Genomic DNA, 17063 nt, shown 5'->3' on the forward strand with positions numbered 1-17063 from the left:
CATATGTTAAAACCTATATTTGCAGCAACCGCTCTATCATCTTTCATTCTGATGGCTGGCTGTTCATCCGACCTGACAAGCGAGCATGAAAAAGAGCAAAAAGAAGAACAACCGAGCTCCCAGGAGACTGAGAAGGAGACTGAGACCGACAAGAATAATGATTCAAAAGAATCGGCCCAACGCCAGGTGGAAGTTGATGAAACGGCTAAACCCGGACAGGCTGGCCTTCAGACATTAGCCCATCCGGAAGGCATTCCTGTACTTGTCAATAAACAATACAGCCTGCCTGAAGATTACAAACCTGCTGACCTCATCTACCCAAAAGTGGATTTCATCTTTGAAGATAAAATTGAAAAAAGAATGATGCGAGAGGAAGCGGGAAAGGCACTTGAATTAATGTTCCAAGCTGCCGAAAAAGAAAACATGCACTTTGCCGGCGTTTCCGCTTACCGCTCTCACCAAAGACAGATCGAGGTCTTTAATAACTATGTGGCTAAGGACGGGGAAGAAAAGGCGAAAACCTACAGTGCAATGCCTGGGACAAGCGAGCATGAAACGGGCCTGGCGATTGATGTCACGACCCACGATGGGGCATGCGCTGCCCAAGACTGCTTCGGTGATACGAATGAAGCGGCCTGGCTTGCTGAACATGCACATGAATACGGATTTATCATCCGTTACCCTGAAGGCAAGGAAAACATCACGGGTTATAAATACGAACCATGGCATATCCGCTATGTTGGTGTCGCTACCGCAACTGAAATCTTTGAAGCGAAGATTACATTAGAAGAATACTATAATGCCGTACCAGTGGAAGCTGTATCGAATAAATAAAAAAAGGTGCCCGGATGCGGCACCTTTTTTTATATTAATCAAACGTTTGATTAAATGGTCTTATCTATCTTGAATCCAGCTGGAATCATGTCTAAGATGTAACAATCCCCATCTTTTCTAAAAGAGAATGATGTAACTTTAAGGTTTAATAACAGTTCGAAATGAACCGGAGGGGACTGTACTTTCATAGTCACTTTCGCTGACTTCATAAGGTTTGGGTAAAGCAATAACCTGAAAATTCGAATCATGCTTTACCTTTGGAAGCTTATATTCAAACACTTTTCTTTCACCGGGGTTAACTGCCACATTTCCTACTAACTGATCATTTTCCAACGGAATCTGCTGCCATTGATTTAATGCAATGATATTGTAATTTTCCTTTTTTTCACCAACATTCCCAACAGATATGAAAACATGTTCACCACTTCTTGCTGCAGACAGGATATTCAGTTCCTCTTTTTGCTTGCTGACAAATATGGTATCGTTTGGGCCTTTTTTAATCGTGTCATCTGGAATTAAACCAGCAGCTGCTTTTGGATTGTCCCCGTTGCTCTTAACCATATAACGCATAGGTAACACTTCTTGCAATGTATGCATTCTTGATATATCTAATTTATCTATTAAATAATTTGGTTTTTTAATTATAAGATAATCTATTTCTTTTGTACTATTGTTAGTGGTAACACTCAGATTAAACTCGATACTTTTATTTGGCTTGGCATTAAAAGTATAAACACTGTATTGCTTTCCTTCAACTGTGAAGGGTGTTTGTTCAAAGTTACTAAGGACTATTAAGGCATATTCTCTTTCCACTTCTATAAAATTTGAGAGAGAAAGAGTATACTCGAGCTTATTATTTTTCGGTTCTAGAGCACTTCCATTATTCATTACTTTTCCATCCACATCTAACAAGCCGTAGGAGATGGTATTGGAGCCTTCCTTAAAACTAGGCTGTACACCTTTTGTGTTTTCATCAGACATTTTATTGTAAAAAATCCATCCTGAGATTCCAATCAATAAAAGGGACATTGCTATCAAAAGCTGTTTTTTCATATCATCATTGCTCCTAAATAAAGTTAAGGCTAACATCAGTTAGCCTTAACTTTTCTTATATTTAAAATTTATCCTTAGTTTCATGTACTACTGTTTTATAACTCTTCTTTACATAAGTATGATTGCCAAAAGCAGTTGCAGGAATATTATTAGATTTATCAGTATAGGTAGCTCCAGCATATGTTGAATTTTTCTGAGAATCTGTTTTTTGTCCTTTTAATCCTCCCTTACTGCTATATACCCTAACTTTAGCAGAGATAGTATCTTCTTTTACTGCTGCTGATGAAGTAGCGGTTGCGCTTGGAGAACCAAATATTGGATTTCTCGCCTTTACTTTGGAACTACATTTAATTTTTTTACCTGATGTTTCACCTGAAATGCCTGAGGTTAGGCTGCTGACTTCTGATAAACTAGATATGTTAGTAACGGTCGTTTCTGATTCTATTTCTGCTGCAATTGTACTATTTCCAATTGATAAACTAGCAAAAACTGTACCCACGACAAATAATTTCTTAAGCAAAATTATTTTTCATCTCCTTTAATATGTAATAGTAGTTTCATCAACCTATACTCGGTTTATGAAATATTTACCAATATATTTATATTATACCATTTTAACTATATATTGAAATTAAAACTTAATAGTCTTGACATATTATTGTTTTATCCATGCAAGCACATTATAGTAAAAGACTGTATCTCCCCCATATTGAATGCACACTTCCCCCTCATAAACATAAAAAAACCTCCCATTCACATTGAATGGGAGGTGAAAAGAAATTACTGTGCAGAATCCATCTTCTCGTCAGAAGCGGAATCCCAAGATAATTACTTCTTCAAGTTATAGAAAGATTTCAAGCCGCCATATACAGCCAAGTCACCAAGTTGGTCTTCGATGCGAAGAAGTTGGTTGTATTTAGCGATACGGTCCGTACGGGACATGGAACCGGTTTTGATTTGTCCTGCGTTTGTTGCAACGGCGATATCAGCGATCGTTGCATCTTCCGTTTCACCTGAACGGTGGGAAACGACTGCAGTGTAGCCTGCGCGTTTAGCCATTTCGATTGCATCAAACGTTTCGGTCAGTGTACCAATTTGGTTCACTTTGATCAGGATGGAGTTACCGATGCCTTTTTCGATGCCTTCAGCCAATTTTTTCGTGTTCGTTACGAAAAGATCGTCACCAACAAGCTGAACTTTAGAACCGATGCGTTCCGTTAGAAGCTTGTGGCCATCCCAGTCATTTTCATCCAGGCCGTCTTCGATGGAGATAATAGGGAATTCATTCACTAGCTCTTCATAGAAAGCAACCATTTCTTCGGATGTAACACCATTGCGGCCTTCGCCTGCAAGATCATATTTGCCTGTTTCTTTGTTATAGAATTCAGATGAAGCCACGTCCATGCCAAGGTAGATATCTTCGCCTGCTTTGTAGCCAGCTTTTTCAATTGCCTCGATGATGACTTGAAGCGCTTCACGGTTTGAACCAAGGTTTGGCGCAAAGCCGCCTTCATCGCCGACTGCCGTATTCAAGCCTTTGGCTGAAAGGACAGATTTCAAGGCATGGAATACTTCTGCACCCATACGAACTGCTTCTTTGAAGCTAGGAGCTCCTACAGGAAGGATCATGAATTCCTGGAAGTCAACATTGTTATCGGCATGTGATCCGCCGTTAATGATGTTCATCATTGGAGTCGGAAGTTGTTTCGCATTGAACCCACCAAGGTAACGATACAATGGTAATCCAGAAAATTCCGCAGCGGCATGGGCAGCAGCCATTGATACGCCAAGGATTGCATTGGCTCCCAAGTTACCTTTGTTTTCAGTGCCATCCAATTCAATCATAGTAAGGTCAAGGCCTGCTTGGTTCGTTACATCCAAACCGATGACAGCTTCAGCAATGATATCATTTACATTATCGACTGCTTTTTGTACCCCTTTACCCAGGTAGCGAGATTTATCCCCGTCACGAAGCTCAACCGCTTCGTGTTCTCCTGTTGAAGCACCTGATGGTACGATTGCACGTCCGAAGTATCCGGACTCTGTTTGGATTTCTACTTCTATTGTTGGGTTACCACGTGAATCTAGCACTTCGCGTGCATATACATGTTCGATGTACGGCATTATAAATCTCTCCTTTTCCTATTCACAATTTTATTTAGATAATAGGGATTCCCCTGTCATTTCAACAGGTTTTTCGACTCCAAGCAAATCAAGCATCGTTGGAGCTAAATCGCCTAAGATACCACCTGTTCTTAATGTTACCTGATTTTTAGTGATAATGACAGGAACGGGATTCGTAGTATGGGCTGTCATCGGGTTGCCTTCTAGCGTTACCACTTCATCAGCATTCCCATGGTCAGCGGTGATGATCGCTGTACCGCCTTTTGAGACGATTAAATCGACAATCCTGCCTAGGCATTCATCCACTGTTTCAATCGCTTTAATGGTAGGCTCAAGCATCCCTGAATGACCGACCATATCCGGGTTGGCAAAATTCAAGAGAATGGCATCAAAACGATCAGCCTCAATTTGTTCCACCAATGCATCCGTCACTTCATAAGCACTCATTTCCGGTTGTAAATCATATGTAGCGACTTTCGGAGAATTAATTAAAATCCTCTCTTCACCAGGAAACTTCTCTTCACGCCCGCCGCTCATGAAAAACGTCACATGCGGATATTTTTCAGTTTCGGCGATACGAAGCTGGGTAAGCTGGTTTTGGGAAAGTACTTCCCCTAATGTATTATCAAGATTTGTCGGATTAAATGCAACATATCCGTCAACTGTTTCTGAAAAATGTGTCAAGCAGACAAAATGGAGATGCTTCGGATGTCCAGGACCGCGGTCAAATGAGCGGAAATCCTCATTCGTGAACGTATTGGAAATCTGGATCGCCCGGTCTGGACGGAAGTTATAAAAGATTACGGCATCATCATCTTTAATCGTTGCCACCGGTTTACCGTCTTCCGCCGTTATGACTGAAGGTATCACGAACTCGTCGAAAATTCCATGTTCGTACGAATCCTCGACACATTCCATCGCAGAAGAGTAAGCAGGGCCATCACCATACACCATCGAACGGTAGGATTTCTCCACACGTTCCCAGCGCTTATCACGGTCCATCGAATAATATCTTCCGGAAATGGTCGCAAACTGACCAACACCGATTTCCTTCATTTTCGCTTCCGCTTCCTTAATATAACCCTGTGCCGTTTTCGGTCCGACATCACGGCCATCTAAAAATGCATGTACATATACATTTTTAACTCCTTCTTTAGCGGCCAATTTCAAAAGGGCATACATATGATCGATATGACTATGCACGCCGCCATCTGAAAGAAGACCGAAAAGATGAAGGTCCGTGCCTTTTTTCTTGGTATGGCTCATGGCATCGACCAAAGTTGGGTTTTGTGCAAACTCACCTTCACGTATTGCCAGGTTCACTCGGGTCAGGCTTTGATAAACGATCCGTCCTGCCCCGATATTCAAATGGCCCACTTCCGAGTTCCCCATTTGACCGGCAGGCAAGCCGACCGCTTCCCCGCTTGCAGTTAAATGGGAGTGCGGATACTGTTCCCAATATCGGTCAAAGTTCGGTTTTTTCGCATGAAAAACAGCATTACCCTTTTCTTCGTTACGGCAGCCAAAACCGTCTAAGATGATAAGTGCCACAGGCGACTTACTCATAGTGACCAGCCTCCAGCAATTGTAAAAATGAATCGGATTTCAAGCTAGCACCGCCAACCAATGCACCGTCTATATCAGGTTGTGCCATGTACTCTTTAATATTCTCAGGTTTTACACTGCCACCGTACTGAATGCGGATGGCTGCAGCTGCTTCATTTGAAAATTTGTCGGCAACGACTGAGCGGATATGCGCACAAACTTCATTAGCATCTTGAGCAGATGACGATTTTCCTGTTCCAATCGCCCAAATCGGCTCATATGCAATAATGGCTTGTTTCAATTGATCGTCAGATAATCCTGCTAAGCCTTTCTCAATCTGGCTGCCTACGAAATCATTCGTTTCGCCAGCTTCCCTTTGCTCAAGTGTTTCACCGCAGCAAACGATCGGGGTCAACTTGTGGGCAAAAGCGGCATGAGCTTTTTTATTAACGGCTTCATCCGTTTCATTGAACATTTCCCTGCGCTCAGAATGACCAAGTATGACGTAGGATACCCCAAGATCAGCCAAGGCGATTGGGCTGATTTCTCCTGTGAAAGCACCGTTTTCTTCAAAGTGCATGTTTTGTGCCCCGATTTTCACATCGGTTCCTTTTGCTGCTTGAACGAGCTGATCCAAAAATAAAGCTGGAGCACATACAACCGTATCGATTACATCTTGCTTCGGAATCAAATTGCTCACTTCTTCTAAAAAGGCAGTCGCTTCAGATAGTGTTTTATTCATTTTCCAGTTTCCTGCAATAATCGGTTTACGCATTTGGTTTCTCATCCCTTCTAATGTTGAAATATGTAACGGTTCAATCTTATTTATCGTTCAAGGCTACAACGCCAGGCAACTCTTTGCCTTCCATGAACTCAAGAGATGCACCGCCGCCAGTTGAAATATGGGACATCTTTTCTGCCAGTCCAAACTTTTCTGCAGCTGCGGCCGAATCCCCTCCGCCAACAATGCTGTACGTATCATTTGCTTCCGCCAAGGCTTGAGCAACGGTTCTCGTTCCATTCGCAAATTTATCGAACTCGAATACACCCATTGGTCCATTCCAAATGACAAGCTTGGAACTTTTAATTACATCCGCAAATAATTCACTTGTTTTTGGTCCGATATCAAGAGCCATTTTATCACTTGGAATAGCATCGATATCGACATTATCCGTCTCTGCATCAGGTGAAAATTCAGCAGTTACGACTGCATCGATAGGCAAGTGAAGTTTTACGCCTTTTTCTTTTGCACTTTCGATGAAAGATTTGGCCAATTCTATTTTGTCTTCTTCCAATAAAGAATTACCGATTTCATGACCTTGCGCTTTAATGAATGTGTAACCCAATCCACCACCAATGATCAAGTGATCGACTTTTTCCAAAAGGTTTTCGATAACGCCTATCTTATCCTTTACTTTTGCTCCGCCAATTATAGCTGTAAAAGGACGTTCTGGGTTGGATAGGGCTTTTCCAAGTACAGAAAGCTCTTTTTCCATCAGCAATCCAGCAACGGCCGGGAGATGGTGAGCTATCCCTTCAGTTGAAGCATGTGCACGGTGCGCAGCTCCGAATGCATCGTTAACATAAACATCAGCCAGTGCCGCAAATGACTTCGCCAATTCTTGATCGTTCTTCTCTTCTCCTGGATAGAAACGAACGTTTTCCAACAACAGGATCTCGCCATTTTGCATGTTTTCAATGATTGATTGAACGGTCTCGCCGTATGCTTCTTCTGCCTTTTGCACATCTTTGCCGCTAAGTTCGCTTAGTCTTTCCGCAACAGGTGCTAAACGCAATTCTTCTACGACTTGTCCTTTAGGACGGCCAAGATGGCTGGCTAAGATGACTTTTGCGCCTTGTTCTGTCAAATAGGAAATCGTCGGCAATGCAGCCTTGATTCTCGTATCATCCGAGATCTTTCCGTCCTGCATCGGCACGTTAAAATCAACACGGCAAAATACGCGTTTCCCCTTTAATTCAATATCTTTAATTGACTTTTTATTCATAATCCAAGAACCTCCTTAGATATTGTTATCATATTTTTGATTCTTTTAGCCAAAAAGGGAGAGGGTAAATTTCCCAACTCCCCTTTTCTCTTTTTCATTATAGTCGGTTTCCAGGAAATTATCCAAAAACAAGAAATGTAAACGCTTGACTGATTAATGACTTACTAATAATATCATCTTCTGCCAAGTTTTTTTAGAGCTGTGATAAAAAAAACCTCACCTTGGTGAGGTTTTTTTTATTATTCTAATTACAATCCTTTTTTAGCCAAATAGTCAATCAAATCAACAACACGGCTTGAATATCCTGTTTCATTATCATACCAAGATAATACTTTAACCATGTTTCCTTCCATTACCATTGTGGAAAGGGCATCGATTGTAGATGATGATGGGTTACCGTTATAGTCAGTTGATACTAGCGGAAGTTCGCTGTACTCAAGGATTCCTTTTAATTCACCTTCAGAAGCCTTTTTGAATGCTGCATTAACTTCTTCAACTGTTGTGTCTTTTTCAAGTTCAGCAACAAGGTCGACAACAGACACGTTTGGAGTAGGTACACGCATTGCCATACCATTCAATTTCCCTTTAAGTTCAGGAAGGACAAGTGCAACAGCTTTTGCTGCCCCAGTTGTTGTAGGAATGATATTCTCGGCAGCTGCACGTGCACGACGGTAATCTTTATGAGGCAAATCAAGGATTTGCTGATCATTTGTATAAGAGTGAACAGTAGTCATCATACCGCGTTTGATTCCGAATTGTTCATGAAGCACTTTAGCAAATGGAGCTAAGCAGTTCGTTGTACAAGAAGCATTGGAGATTACATGGTGGTTTGCTGCATCATATTTGTCTTCGTTTACACCCATGACGATCGTGATATCTTCATCAGATGCAGGAGCAGAGATGATTACTTTTTTCGCGCCAGCTTCTAAATGCTTAGCTGCATCCGCACGTTTTGTGAAACGTCCAGTAGATTCCACAACTACTTCTACTCCCAGTTCACCCCATGCTAATTGTGCAGGATCACGTTCAGCCAATACTTTTACTTTGTGACCATCAACAACAAGGTAATCCCCATCAACTGCTACTTTTTCATTAAGAGATCCATGAATTGTATCGTATTGAAGAAGGTGCGCTAACATATTAGCATCCGTTAAGTCGTTAATAGCAACAATCTCTACCCCAGGATTACTCAATGCTGCACGAAATACATTACGTCCAATACGTCCAAAACCATTAATACCAACTTTTACTGCCATGAAAAATTCCTCCTTTTAAGTTCGCAAATATATTAAGGGGTGTAATTCCCCTGAATTAACTCTTGTGCCGCAGCTTCATCCGTGATCAAAACGGTCGATGAAGGTGCGCCTTTCATGTAGGAACGGATAGCCTTTGCTTTAGTTTTGCCACCTGCCACAGTTATCACTCGCTTTTCAGGGCTAAGATCATCTAACTGGATGCCGACTGTCAAAACTTTATGAACAACTTTGCCGTTTTCATCGTAGTAATAACCGAATGCCTCTCCTACAGCATTTCCATCTAACAGCTTCTTTAACATTTCTGGCGAAGAATTTCTTCTCTCTGCCATCGCCATGGCATCACCGATTCCATGAATGATCATATCGGCAGACTTGATTTGGGAAATCACTTCTTTAATTGCAGGTTCCTTCTGAAATGATGCATAAACCTCACCGCTTAATTGATCGGGTACATATAACACTCTGTAGGAGGCTTGAGCCTTCTGTGCCATTTTTTCGACAATCGTATTGGCCTGATTCTGCACCGCTTCACCAATTCCCCCGCGGGCTGGGACAAATGTCAATTTCCTGGATGCTTCATCAGGTGACAACGAATTTGCCACTTCGGCCATTGTCGATCCGCCAGTAACCGCAATGATATTCTTTGAGTTCCATTCTCGTTTCATACGGTTTGCACAAGCTTTACCCAATTCTTTTTTCACCCATGGGGTTTCATCACAATTTCCTGAGACAATTATGACTTCATCCACTTGTAACAAATCCTGCAATTGCTTTTCCATTATGTCTATACCCATTACTTCACGCATTATTCCTTCTAACTTATCCAGGATTTCAATCCCTTCATCAGTCAGTGTCATGCCAGAGCTGAAGATGTTAACCAGGTTCTGACTTTTCAGAAAATCAACCTCGCCTCTAAGCGTCCGCTCTGTCAAATTAAGGCTCACGGACAGACTGCGCCTTCCAACCGGCTGCATCATTTTGATATAACGCAGGATATCATATCTTTTTTGCATAACCAAAAGGAAATCGGGCAATAATTTTCTTTGTACCTCGAGTAATGTACGCATATTTAAAACTCCTAAAAAGTTAAGTTGGACATTTAACGTCCCGCGTAGTCATTTTCTGTCCCACTTAAAACAAAAAAATATTCCTGCTACATATTTTATTCTAGCAGGAACGGAATGTTTCTTCAAATGATTTGAAAAATTATTTTTCCAAAAGCCTATTTAGAGCTGATTTATCAACGTTTCCGAACTGAACGATTTCATCTTTCCATTCAACGACAGGAATCATCAGCCCGAATCTCTCAAGCAAATCATCATCGGTATGGATATCGATTTCCTTATAGCCTATGCCTGACTCCACTTTCACTTCTTCGAGTACCTGCTTGGCTTTATCACATAACGGGCATTTATCCCTACTATATAAAACAAACGCGTTCGTTTCCAAAACCACTCATCCTTTTCAGTCATATCTTTTTCGTTTAGATGAAGAAGGGATCCCTAATTGTTCCCGGTACTTGGCAACGGTTCGGCGTGCCAGGATAATTCCATGCTCTTCCTTCAGCCGTTCTGCCAAGTCTTGATCCGAAAGCGGCTTTTGTTTATTTTCCCCATTGATGGCTGCCTGGAGGCTCTTTTTCGCTTGCATGCCCGACATATCCTCATCAAGGCCGACCGACTGTAAAGAAGTAGTGAAAAATATCCGCATCTCTATCGTGCCAAATGGTGTCTGTACGTACTTCCCCTTAACTGCCCTGCTTACTGTGGACTCATGTATGCCAAGTTCGTCTGCGATTTCTTTCATCGTCATCGGCTTCAAATAGTTCAGGCCATGATGAAAGCACGCCGGCTGTTTTTCGACGATGCACTGAATAACCTTCAATATCGTTTCTTTTCTTTGTTGGATTCCTCTGGAGATCCATTGGTATTCCTGCCACTTATCCTGGATAAACCGCTGAACTCCCTGATCCTTATGGCTCTTCATTCGGTTTAAATACCCTTTATCCACATTAAGATTGGGTGTGTTACCATCATAATTCCCGACAAGCAGCATGCCATCCCGAACTTCCACGACCACATCCGGCACTATATAAGAAGGTTTTTCCTGAAAAAAGAGTGATGCCGGACGCGGGTTCAACGTCTGGACATAATCAAAGACCTCTTGAATCTCCTTCAGTGTAACACCGATTTTCTTACTTAGGTCTTTCCAGCGCTTTTCAGCAAAATCGAGGAAATGGTTTTCTATGATCGATTCTGCCAGCAGATTCTCCCCTTCTGCTTTCACTTGAAGCAAAAGGCACTCTTGAAGATTCCTCGCTCCGATGCCATGCGGTTCGAGTTCCTGTAAAATCGAGAGACACTCTTCCAAAACGGCCGGAGATATGCCTGGGATGCATATATCATCCAGCTGAGTCCTTAAGTAACCGTTTTCATCAAGGTTATGAATTAATAGAAGCATTGCCTTTTGCTGCTCACCGGAAAACTGCTGGTGATTCACTTGGGACATGATATGCTGTTCCAGCGATATGGTATCTTCACTGATCTGTTCAATCCAATAGTTGGCATCATACGTATTTTTAAGAGTCCGTTTACCTTTTTTGCGGTCAAAAGTTGGCTGAAATAAAGAAGATGTTGGCTGATCTATTGACAGTAATGGGTTCTCCACCATTTTATTTTCTAAAAAAGCCGATAGCTCCTGCGAGGAGTATTGCAGCAATGTAATAGCTTGCATGAGCTCCTGGGTCATTGCCATCTTTAATGTTTGCTGTTGAAAAAGTCCTGCTTTCATATTCATACTCATCGATTCATCCCTCCCCCACTCCATTTTACATTATCAGGAGAAAATTCTACACAAAAACCCATGAAAACGCTTACGATTTTTTTCTGAATAGTTTATTTGTTTTAAATACTATATGTTAGAAACGCAAATTTAACAACTACTTTTATTGAAAAATCACCATTTTTCAATAGTGTGGGCGAATATTTTCAAGACAGGACCGACATTACAGGATTCGATGGAATATTACGGAAAATGAGCAAATTCGGCAAAAATTTTAACTCTCCTAAAAATGACCAATAAAAAATCCCCCACTTTATTAAGCAGAAGATTGGTAATGCCCTCGGCAGGAATCGAACCTGCATTTCAAGCTTCGGAGGCTTGCGTTCTATCCGTTGCACTACGAGGGCGTAATAGAAAATATGTTTTCAACAGACTTCATTATATGATAGAATTCCCTCCTTTGCAAGGGTTATCAGGTTTAAAACTTTATCATTTGGGTATTATGGGTAATGTGGAAATTCATCCCTGTGCGGCATAATATATAAAACATTCTATCAGGAAGGAGCCTTAGCCAGAAAATTGTCGAACAAATTATCCATAATAGGGTTTGTTTTGTTTGACCTAAATTGACCAAAAAGTGTATCATACATACATAAAGAATTTAAATGATTCTCTTAATCGAAGGAGGAAATGAACATGAATTTAATTCCTACAGTTATCGAACAAACAAGTCGTGGGGAGCGTGCCTACGATATTTACTCCCGTTTATTAAAAGACAGGATCATTATGCTAGGAAGTGCAATTGACGATAATGTTTCCAACTCCATTGTTGCTCAATTACTATTTTTAGAAGCGGAAAATCCTGAAAAAGATATCACTCTATACATCAACAGCCCTGGCGGAAGCATCACTTCCGGTATGGCCATTTACGATACTATGCAATATATCAAACCTAATGTTTCGACAGTATGCATCGGTATGGCCGCTTCCATGGGTGCTTTCCTATTGGCCGCTGGCGAAAAAGGCAAACGTTATGCATTGCCAAACAGTGAAGTCATGATTCACCAACCACTTGGAGGAGCTCAAGGTCAAGCTACGGAAATTGAAATTGCTGCCCGCCGTATCCTTCACTTGAAAGATAAACTGAACCAAATCTTGGCAGAACGTACGGGACAACCTATCGAAGTCCTTCAAAGAGATACGGAACGTGATAACTTCATGACTTCCGAAAGAGCTCTTGAATATGGCTTGATTGACAAAGTCATCACGCGCAGCGTTCTTGATGATAAAAACTCTAAGTAATCCTGCAACAAAAGAAAGGCTCCGGACATCGCCATAAGCGACTTCCGGAGCCTTTTTTTCCATGATAAAAGAAAAGGATGCACATTTAGGCATCCCCTTTTTTAACCCTCTTGCTGAACGAACTCTTCCAATGCTTCTAATGCTTCTTTTTCATCGCGTCCTTCGATGATTAACTTCACGGACACACCAGAACTGATGGCAAGGCTCATTAATCCCATTATACTTTTTGCATTCACTTTCTTTCCTTCTTTTTCAAGAAAAACATCTGAATGAAAGCGGTTAGCTTCTTGTACAAAAAGAGCCGCCGGCCGAGCTTGCAAACCCGTTTTCAATTTTACCTCAACTTGTTTCTCCACCATCTTGATCTCCCCTGTTAGCTTTATTTTTTCGCAGCAATAGCCTCTCCCCCACGGAGCCTGTCAGCTATTTCATCAATCTTTCGCAATCGGTGATTAATCCCGGACTTACTGATGGTTCCCCCAGATACCATTTCCCCAAGTTCCTTTAAGGTTATATCCTGAAACGCTATCCTAAGCTCCGCAATTTCCCGAAGCTTATCCGGTAAAATGCTAAGTCCTACCGTATCCTCGATATAATGGATATTTTCAACCTGTCGCAATGATGCCCCGATCGTTTTGTTCAAATTGGCTGTTTCACAATTCACAAGCCGATTCACTGAATTACGCATATCACGGACAATCCGTACATCCTCGAACCTTAATAAAGCTGAATGGGCGCCAACTATACTTAAAAACTCGGCAATCTTTTCGGCTTCTTTCAAATAAATGATGTACCCCTTCTTGCGTTCAAGTGTCTTGGCCTTCAAGCCAAACTTATTCATTAGCTCACAAAGTGCATCATTGTGCTCTTTATAAAGTGAGAAAATCTCAAGGTGATAGGAAGACGTTTCCGGATTGTTTACCGAACCCCCTGCAAGAAATGCACCTCTTAGATAAGAACGCTTACAGCATTTCTTCCCAACAATAGTATCGGATATATCATGGAGAATTTCAAAGCCATCGCCTAAAATTTCCAAATCGGTTAAAACCCGCTGCCCTCCGGATGACATCCTGACAATATATACATTGTTCTTTTTAAGCTTCATCTTCTTACGGACCAACAGCTCGACCTGGACCTCATAACTTTTTTTAAGCAGCGTATAAATCCTTCTGGCAATCGCAGCATTCTCAGTTTGAATATCCACAACAAGCTTCCGATTAGAAAATGAAAGGGATCCGTTCATCCGGATAAGCGCACACAATTCCGCTTTACCGCAGCAATCCTTTCCCTCTAATGTTGTAAGCTCTTTTTTCGTTTCTGAAGCAAAAGACATCCATTTCACCCCCAATCGAACGCAGGTAATCTATTTTTATCAATCAAAAAGCCGTCCCCGCTTATATCTACGGTTCTATGTGGCTTTTTGTTTCATTTACAAGCATATTATAAAGCAAATCCGCCACTTTTTTCGTATCATGGCGTATTACATTCCCTTCATAGCTGAAAATGCGTTCTTGTATGATTTCAAGACCCATCATTTTTAAGCTTTCCACATCATACATGACCGGTTTGGCATATTCAGCTTGATAGCGCTGCTGAATCTCGGTTGGTATTTCCTCATTATTAACAAGTATCCTGTCAATATATGCATTTCCCATATGGTCATATATCGCTTTTATATGATCACTCGCGCTATAATCCAGAGTCTCGCCGGCTTGTGTCATCAAATTGCAAATGTACACCTTCTTCGCCTTGGAACGGGCAACCTCTTCTCCTAAACCAGGGACAAGTAAGTTAGGCAGAATGCTAGTATATAGGCTTCCTGGACCTATGACTATAAGATCTGCCTGCTTGATTTCCTGGAGGGTTTCACTAAGCGGCTTTATATGATGAGGAGACAGGAACACTTTTTTTATTTTCTTTCCTGAGAAGGGAATCTTGGACTCTCCTGTAACAATCGTGCCGTCATCCATCTCTGCATGGAGAACCACACTTTGATTCGCAGCCGGAAGCACTTTACCGCGGACATTAAGGAATTTACTCATTTCCTGGATCGCATGGACGAAATCCCCGGTCAGCGAAGTCATTGCCGCAAGTATCAAATTCCCCAGCGAATGCCCGGACAACTCATTTTTACTTTGAAAGCGATGCTGAAACATTTGTTCAACAAGGGGCTCTACATCCGATAACGCAGCCAGCACGTTACGAATATCACCCGGAGCGGGAATATCCATATCTTCGCGAAGGCGGCCTGAACTTCCACCATCATCAGCTACCGTTACGATTGCCGTTATATCCACCGGATGCTTCTTTAACCCTCTCAACAAAACAGGAAGGCCGGTTCCTCCACCGATGATCACAACCTTAGGCTGTTTCTTTTTATCTAACATCTGCTTTCCCCTTACTTTTTTCGATATCGCGATGTGATACTTGAACCCTGTAATCCTTTTTGAAGTGGTTTGAAATATACTCCGTCAATGCTACAGAACGATGCTGGCCGCCTGTACACCCAATCGCAACAACAAGCTGTGCTTTCCCTTCACGTTTATAATACGGAAGCATGAAAGCGAGCAGATCGGTCACTTTTTCCAAGAATTTTTGCGTTTCACTCCATTTTAAAACGTAACTAGACACTTCCTGTTCCAATCCAGTCCTTTGCCTCATATGGTCAATATAATATGGATTTGGCAGGAACCGTACATCAAACACAAGGTCGGCATCTATCGGCAGACCATGCTTGAACCCGAACGACATGACATTGACTGTAAAACCGACACTTTTATCAGCAGAAAACTCCGAAGCGATTTTCTCCCTCAATTCGCGCGGTTTCAGTTGGGAAGTATTAAAGATCAACTGGGCCCTTCCCTTCAATTCGTCCAAAAGTTCCCGTTCCATTTTAATGCCTTCCAATGGCCGGCCTAATGGAGCAAGGGGATGGGTCCTTCTCGTTTCCTTATATCTGCGTACCAAGGAATCATCATCAGCTTCAAGAAAAAGGATTCTTGGTGATACTGCAGCTGCATCCGATAAATTATCCAGTGCAAGAAACAAGGAATCAAAAAATTCCCTTCCCCTTAAATCCATGACAAGAGCCACTTTATTCATCTTATTCCCGGAGTCCTTCATTAACTCCAAAAACTTTGGCAACAGCGTGGGCGGCAAATTATCGACGCAAAAAAAGCCGAGGTCTTCAAAACTTTGAACCGCCACTGTCTTACCTGCTCCGGACATTCCGGTAATGATGACCAATTGCGTTTCACTCATCTGCCCTGTACTCATAGTTTCTCCGCCCCCATGTATAGCAATCTTTTTTATCTCTAAAAATTAACCTGGATCCAACCGGTAAGAAAGCAGCTTGAACTCAGGCGTATAGGTAAAGGTTCCATAGATGATCCCACTGCCATGAACCATATAATCCAGGATGTGAAAATCACCTTCAGCCATCATCAGCTTTTTAACATCTTCAACCGGATGCCAGCTAAGTTCCCCTTCTTCACAAACATCCACATTTATACCATCGGAATCCGTTGCAAAGAAAGTGAACATCATCCATTCTGATAAAACTTTATCTCCGTCCTTCATGATGAAGGTGAAAATACCTTTGATGGAAGGGTTTTTTAAATAAACGCCCGTTTCTTCGCGATATTCCCTAATGCAAGCATCGCGAACAGATTCCCCAGGTTCCATCTTGCCGCCTGGAGCTACCCACCATCCGCGTCTAGGCTTTTTCAATAAGAGGATTTGGTTATCTCTGATCAATACACAGTTTGTGACACGTTGCACGTTCTTCACCTCGATTGGCTCTGCTCGACTAATAGAAACCTTCACCCTTCGTGTTGAAGAGATTCAGTTTATATCCTTAAACCGCCGCAAGATATCCATTTGGCGATCTACAAATGCTAATAGTTCAAACAAGTTGTATTTTTCATCTTCTTACCATTATGAAAGATATATATATGTTTAGTATATCTTATCATTATACTATTTTTAAAATAAGCTAACAATAAAGTAAACTTCCTGCATTGGGGGAATCTTCAATCGCAAGGAATCACATAGGTAAGCCTTTATCCTGCTTACCTCCTATTCTTCTCCACTTTCGCTTCCTAAATGCAAAGGAACGACTTGTTTCACATTAAAAACCGCTGGGTACATCCTAAAAATTGGA

General features: G+C 41.7%; 17 protein-coding genes and 1 tRNA gene. 2 read left to right on the forward strand and 16 right to left on the reverse strand.

The features are described from left to right. The first annotated feature begins 3 nt into the window (after nt 1–3). Nucleotides 4–834, forward strand: a complete 831-nt coding sequence (locus tag ACJ9PY_RS25170) for a D-alanyl-D-alanine carboxypeptidase family protein (RefSeq protein WP_400450113.1) — start codon at nt 4–6, stop codon at nt 832–834. A 138-nt stretch (nt 835–972) separates the two neighbouring features. On the opposite strand, the gene ACJ9PY_RS25175 is transcribed toward ACJ9PY_RS25170, so the two are convergent. The 11 genes from ACJ9PY_RS25175 to ACJ9PY_RS25225 all read right to left on the reverse strand — a co-directional run bounded on the left by ACJ9PY_RS25175 (nt 973) and on the right by ACJ9PY_RS25225 (nt 12006). Beyond that, entirely contained in the window at nt 973–1887 is a 915-nt protein-coding gene (locus ACJ9PY_RS25175) for a hypothetical protein (RefSeq protein ID WP_411739236.1), read from the reverse strand. 61 nt (nt 1888–1948) lie between these two features. Further along, nucleotides 1949–2407 carry a hypothetical protein gene (locus ACJ9PY_RS25180; RefSeq protein ID WP_098864842.1) on the reverse strand — a complete coding sequence of 153 codons (459 nt, stop codon included), beginning with the start codon at nt 2405–2407 and terminating at the stop codon, nt 1949–1951. Between the two features lie 308 nt (nt 2408–2715). Then, nucleotides 2716–4011: a phosphopyruvate hydratase gene (gene eno / locus ACJ9PY_RS25185; RefSeq protein WP_034309992.1), complete on the reverse strand. Its 1296-nt coding sequence runs from the start codon at nt 4009–4011 to the stop codon at nt 2716–2718. A gap of 30 nt (nt 4012–4041) precedes the next feature. After that, on the reverse strand, nt 4042–5577 hold the full coding sequence (gene gpmI, locus ACJ9PY_RS25190) for a 2,3-bisphosphoglycerate-independent phosphoglycerate mutase (protein WP_034309990.1): 1536 nt from the start codon (nt 5575–5577) through the stop codon (nt 4042–4044). Then, a complete protein-coding gene (gene tpiA, locus ACJ9PY_RS25195) occupies nt 5570–6331 on the reverse strand; it encodes a triose-phosphate isomerase (protein WP_411739237.1) in 762 nt (253 codons plus the stop codon). The genes gpmI and tpiA overlap by 8 nt, the downstream gene beginning before the upstream one ends. Before the next feature lie 46 nt (nt 6332–6377). Continuing rightward, entirely contained in the window at nt 6378–7562 is a 1185-nt protein-coding gene (locus ACJ9PY_RS25200) for a phosphoglycerate kinase (RefSeq protein WP_098185503.1), read from the reverse strand. Nucleotides 7563–7810: 248 nt separating this feature from the next. Continuing rightward, complete coding sequence (gene gap, locus ACJ9PY_RS25205) at nt 7811–8818, reverse strand: type I glyceraldehyde-3-phosphate dehydrogenase (protein ID WP_034309982.1); 1008 nt, start codon at nt 8816–8818, stop codon at nt 7811–7813. Between the two features lie 32 nt (nt 8819–8850). After that, the gene (locus ACJ9PY_RS25210) at nt 8851–9885 is read right to left on the reverse strand and encodes a sugar-binding transcriptional regulator (RefSeq protein ID WP_034309980.1); all 1035 of its coding nucleotides are present in this window, start codon (nt 9883–9885) and stop codon (nt 8851–8853) included. 139 nt (nt 9886–10024) lie between these two features. Further along, entirely contained in the window at nt 10025–10273 is a 249-nt protein-coding gene (locus tag ACJ9PY_RS25215; RefSeq protein ID WP_377330560.1) for a glutaredoxin family protein, read from the reverse strand. 9 nt (nt 10274–10282) lie between these two features. Continuing rightward, nucleotides 10283–11620, reverse strand: a complete 1338-nt coding sequence (gene rpoN, locus ACJ9PY_RS25220; protein ID WP_222620024.1) for an RNA polymerase factor sigma-54 — start codon at nt 11618–11620, stop codon at nt 10283–10285. A 314-nt stretch (nt 11621–11934) separates the two neighbouring features. Continuing rightward, a tRNA-Arg gene (locus tag ACJ9PY_RS25225) sits at nt 11935–12006 on the reverse strand. A 289-nt stretch (nt 12007–12295) separates the two neighbouring features. On the opposite strand from ACJ9PY_RS25225, the gene clpP reads away from it, so the two are divergent. Then, complete coding sequence (clpP, locus tag ACJ9PY_RS25230; RefSeq protein ID WP_034309977.1) at nt 12296–12901, forward strand: ATP-dependent Clp endopeptidase proteolytic subunit ClpP; 606 nt, start codon at nt 12296–12298, stop codon at nt 12899–12901. Between the two features lie 101 nt (nt 12902–13002). Here clpP and ACJ9PY_RS25235 read toward each other — a convergent pair whose 3' ends face one another. The 5 genes from ACJ9PY_RS25235 to ACJ9PY_RS25255 all read right to left on the reverse strand — a co-directional run bounded on the left by ACJ9PY_RS25235 (nt 13003) and on the right by ACJ9PY_RS25255 (nt 16681). Then, on the reverse strand, nt 13003–13260 hold the full coding sequence (locus ACJ9PY_RS25235; protein WP_034309974.1) for an HPr family phosphocarrier protein: 258 nt from the start codon (nt 13258–13260) through the stop codon (nt 13003–13005). A 20-nt stretch (nt 13261–13280) separates the two neighbouring features. Continuing rightward, a complete protein-coding gene (whiA, locus tag ACJ9PY_RS25240; RefSeq protein ID WP_034309971.1) occupies nt 13281–14234 on the reverse strand; it encodes a DNA-binding protein WhiA in 954 nt (317 codons plus the stop codon). A gap of 67 nt (nt 14235–14301) precedes the next feature. Then, on the reverse strand, nt 14302–15288 hold the full coding sequence (locus ACJ9PY_RS25245) for a uridine diphosphate-N-acetylglucosamine-binding protein YvcK (protein ID WP_057278110.1): 987 nt from the start codon (nt 15286–15288) through the stop codon (nt 14302–14304). Continuing rightward, nucleotides 15278–16177: an RNase adapter RapZ gene (gene rapZ / locus ACJ9PY_RS25250; protein ID WP_411739238.1), complete on the reverse strand. Its 900-nt coding sequence runs from the start codon at nt 16175–16177 to the stop codon at nt 15278–15280. Before rapZ ends, ACJ9PY_RS25245 begins: the two co-directional genes overlap by 11 nt. A 45-nt stretch (nt 16178–16222) precedes the next feature. Further along, entirely contained in the window at nt 16223–16681 is a 459-nt protein-coding gene (locus tag ACJ9PY_RS25255) for an NUDIX hydrolase (protein ID WP_053536815.1), read from the reverse strand. Between the last annotated feature and the right edge of the window lie 382 nt (nt 16682–17063).

Source organism: Peribacillus sp. S4 (assembly GCF_046715815.1).
Lineage (GTDB): Bacteria > Bacillota > Bacilli > Bacillales > DSM-1321 > Peribacillus > Peribacillus frigoritolerans.

Excerpts from the sequence above, each read along its gene's own strand:
- rapZ (WP_411739238.1), bottom strand. The coding sequence starts at position 16,177 with ATGAGTACAGGGCAGATGAGTGAAACGCAATTGGTCATCATTACCGGA.
- ACJ9PY_RS25245 (WP_057278110.1), bottom strand. The coding sequence starts at position 15,288 with ATGTTAGATAAAAAGAAACAGCCTAAGGTTGTGATCATCGGTGGAGGA.
- gpmI (WP_034309990.1), bottom strand. The coding sequence starts at position 5,577 with ATGAGTAAGTCGCCTGTGGCACTTATCATCTTAGACGGTTTTGGCTGC.
- ACJ9PY_RS25210 (WP_034309980.1), bottom strand. The coding sequence starts at position 9,885 with ATGCGTACATTACTCGAGGTACAAAGAAAATTATTGCCCGATTTCCTT.
- ACJ9PY_RS25170 (WP_400450113.1), top strand. The coding sequence starts at position 4 with ATGTTAAAACCTATATTTGCAGCAACCGCTCTATCATCTTTCATTCTG.
- clpP (WP_034309977.1), top strand. The coding sequence starts at position 12,296 with ATGAATTTAATTCCTACAGTTATCGAACAAACAAGTCGTGGGGAGCGT.
- rpoN (WP_222620024.1), bottom strand. The coding sequence starts at position 11,620 with ATGAGTATGAATATGAAAGCAGGACTTTTTCAACAGCAAACATTAAAG.
- ACJ9PY_RS25200 (WP_098185503.1), bottom strand. The coding sequence starts at position 7,562 with ATGAATAAAAAGTCAATTAAAGATATTGAATTAAAGGGGAAACGCGTA.
- eno (WP_034309992.1), bottom strand. The coding sequence starts at position 4,011 with ATGCCGTACATCGAACATGTATATGCACGCGAAGTGCTAGATTCACGT.
- ACJ9PY_RS25235 (WP_034309974.1), bottom strand. The coding sequence starts at position 13,260 with ATGGTGGAGAAACAAGTTGAGGTAAAATTGAAAACGGGTTTGCAAGCT.
- gap (WP_034309982.1), bottom strand. The coding sequence starts at position 8,818 with ATGGCAGTAAAAGTTGGTATTAATGGTTTTGGACGTATTGGACGTAAT.
- ACJ9PY_RS25175 (WP_411739236.1), bottom strand. The coding sequence starts at position 1,887 with ATGAAAAAACAGCTTTTGATAGCAATGTCCCTTTTATTGATTGGAATC.
- tpiA (WP_411739237.1), bottom strand. The coding sequence starts at position 6,331 with ATGCGTAAACCGATTATTGCAGGAAACTGGAAAATGAATAAAACACTA.
- whiA (WP_034309971.1), bottom strand. The coding sequence starts at position 14,234 with ATGTCTTTTGCTTCAGAAACGAAAAAAGAGCTTACAACATTAGAGGGA.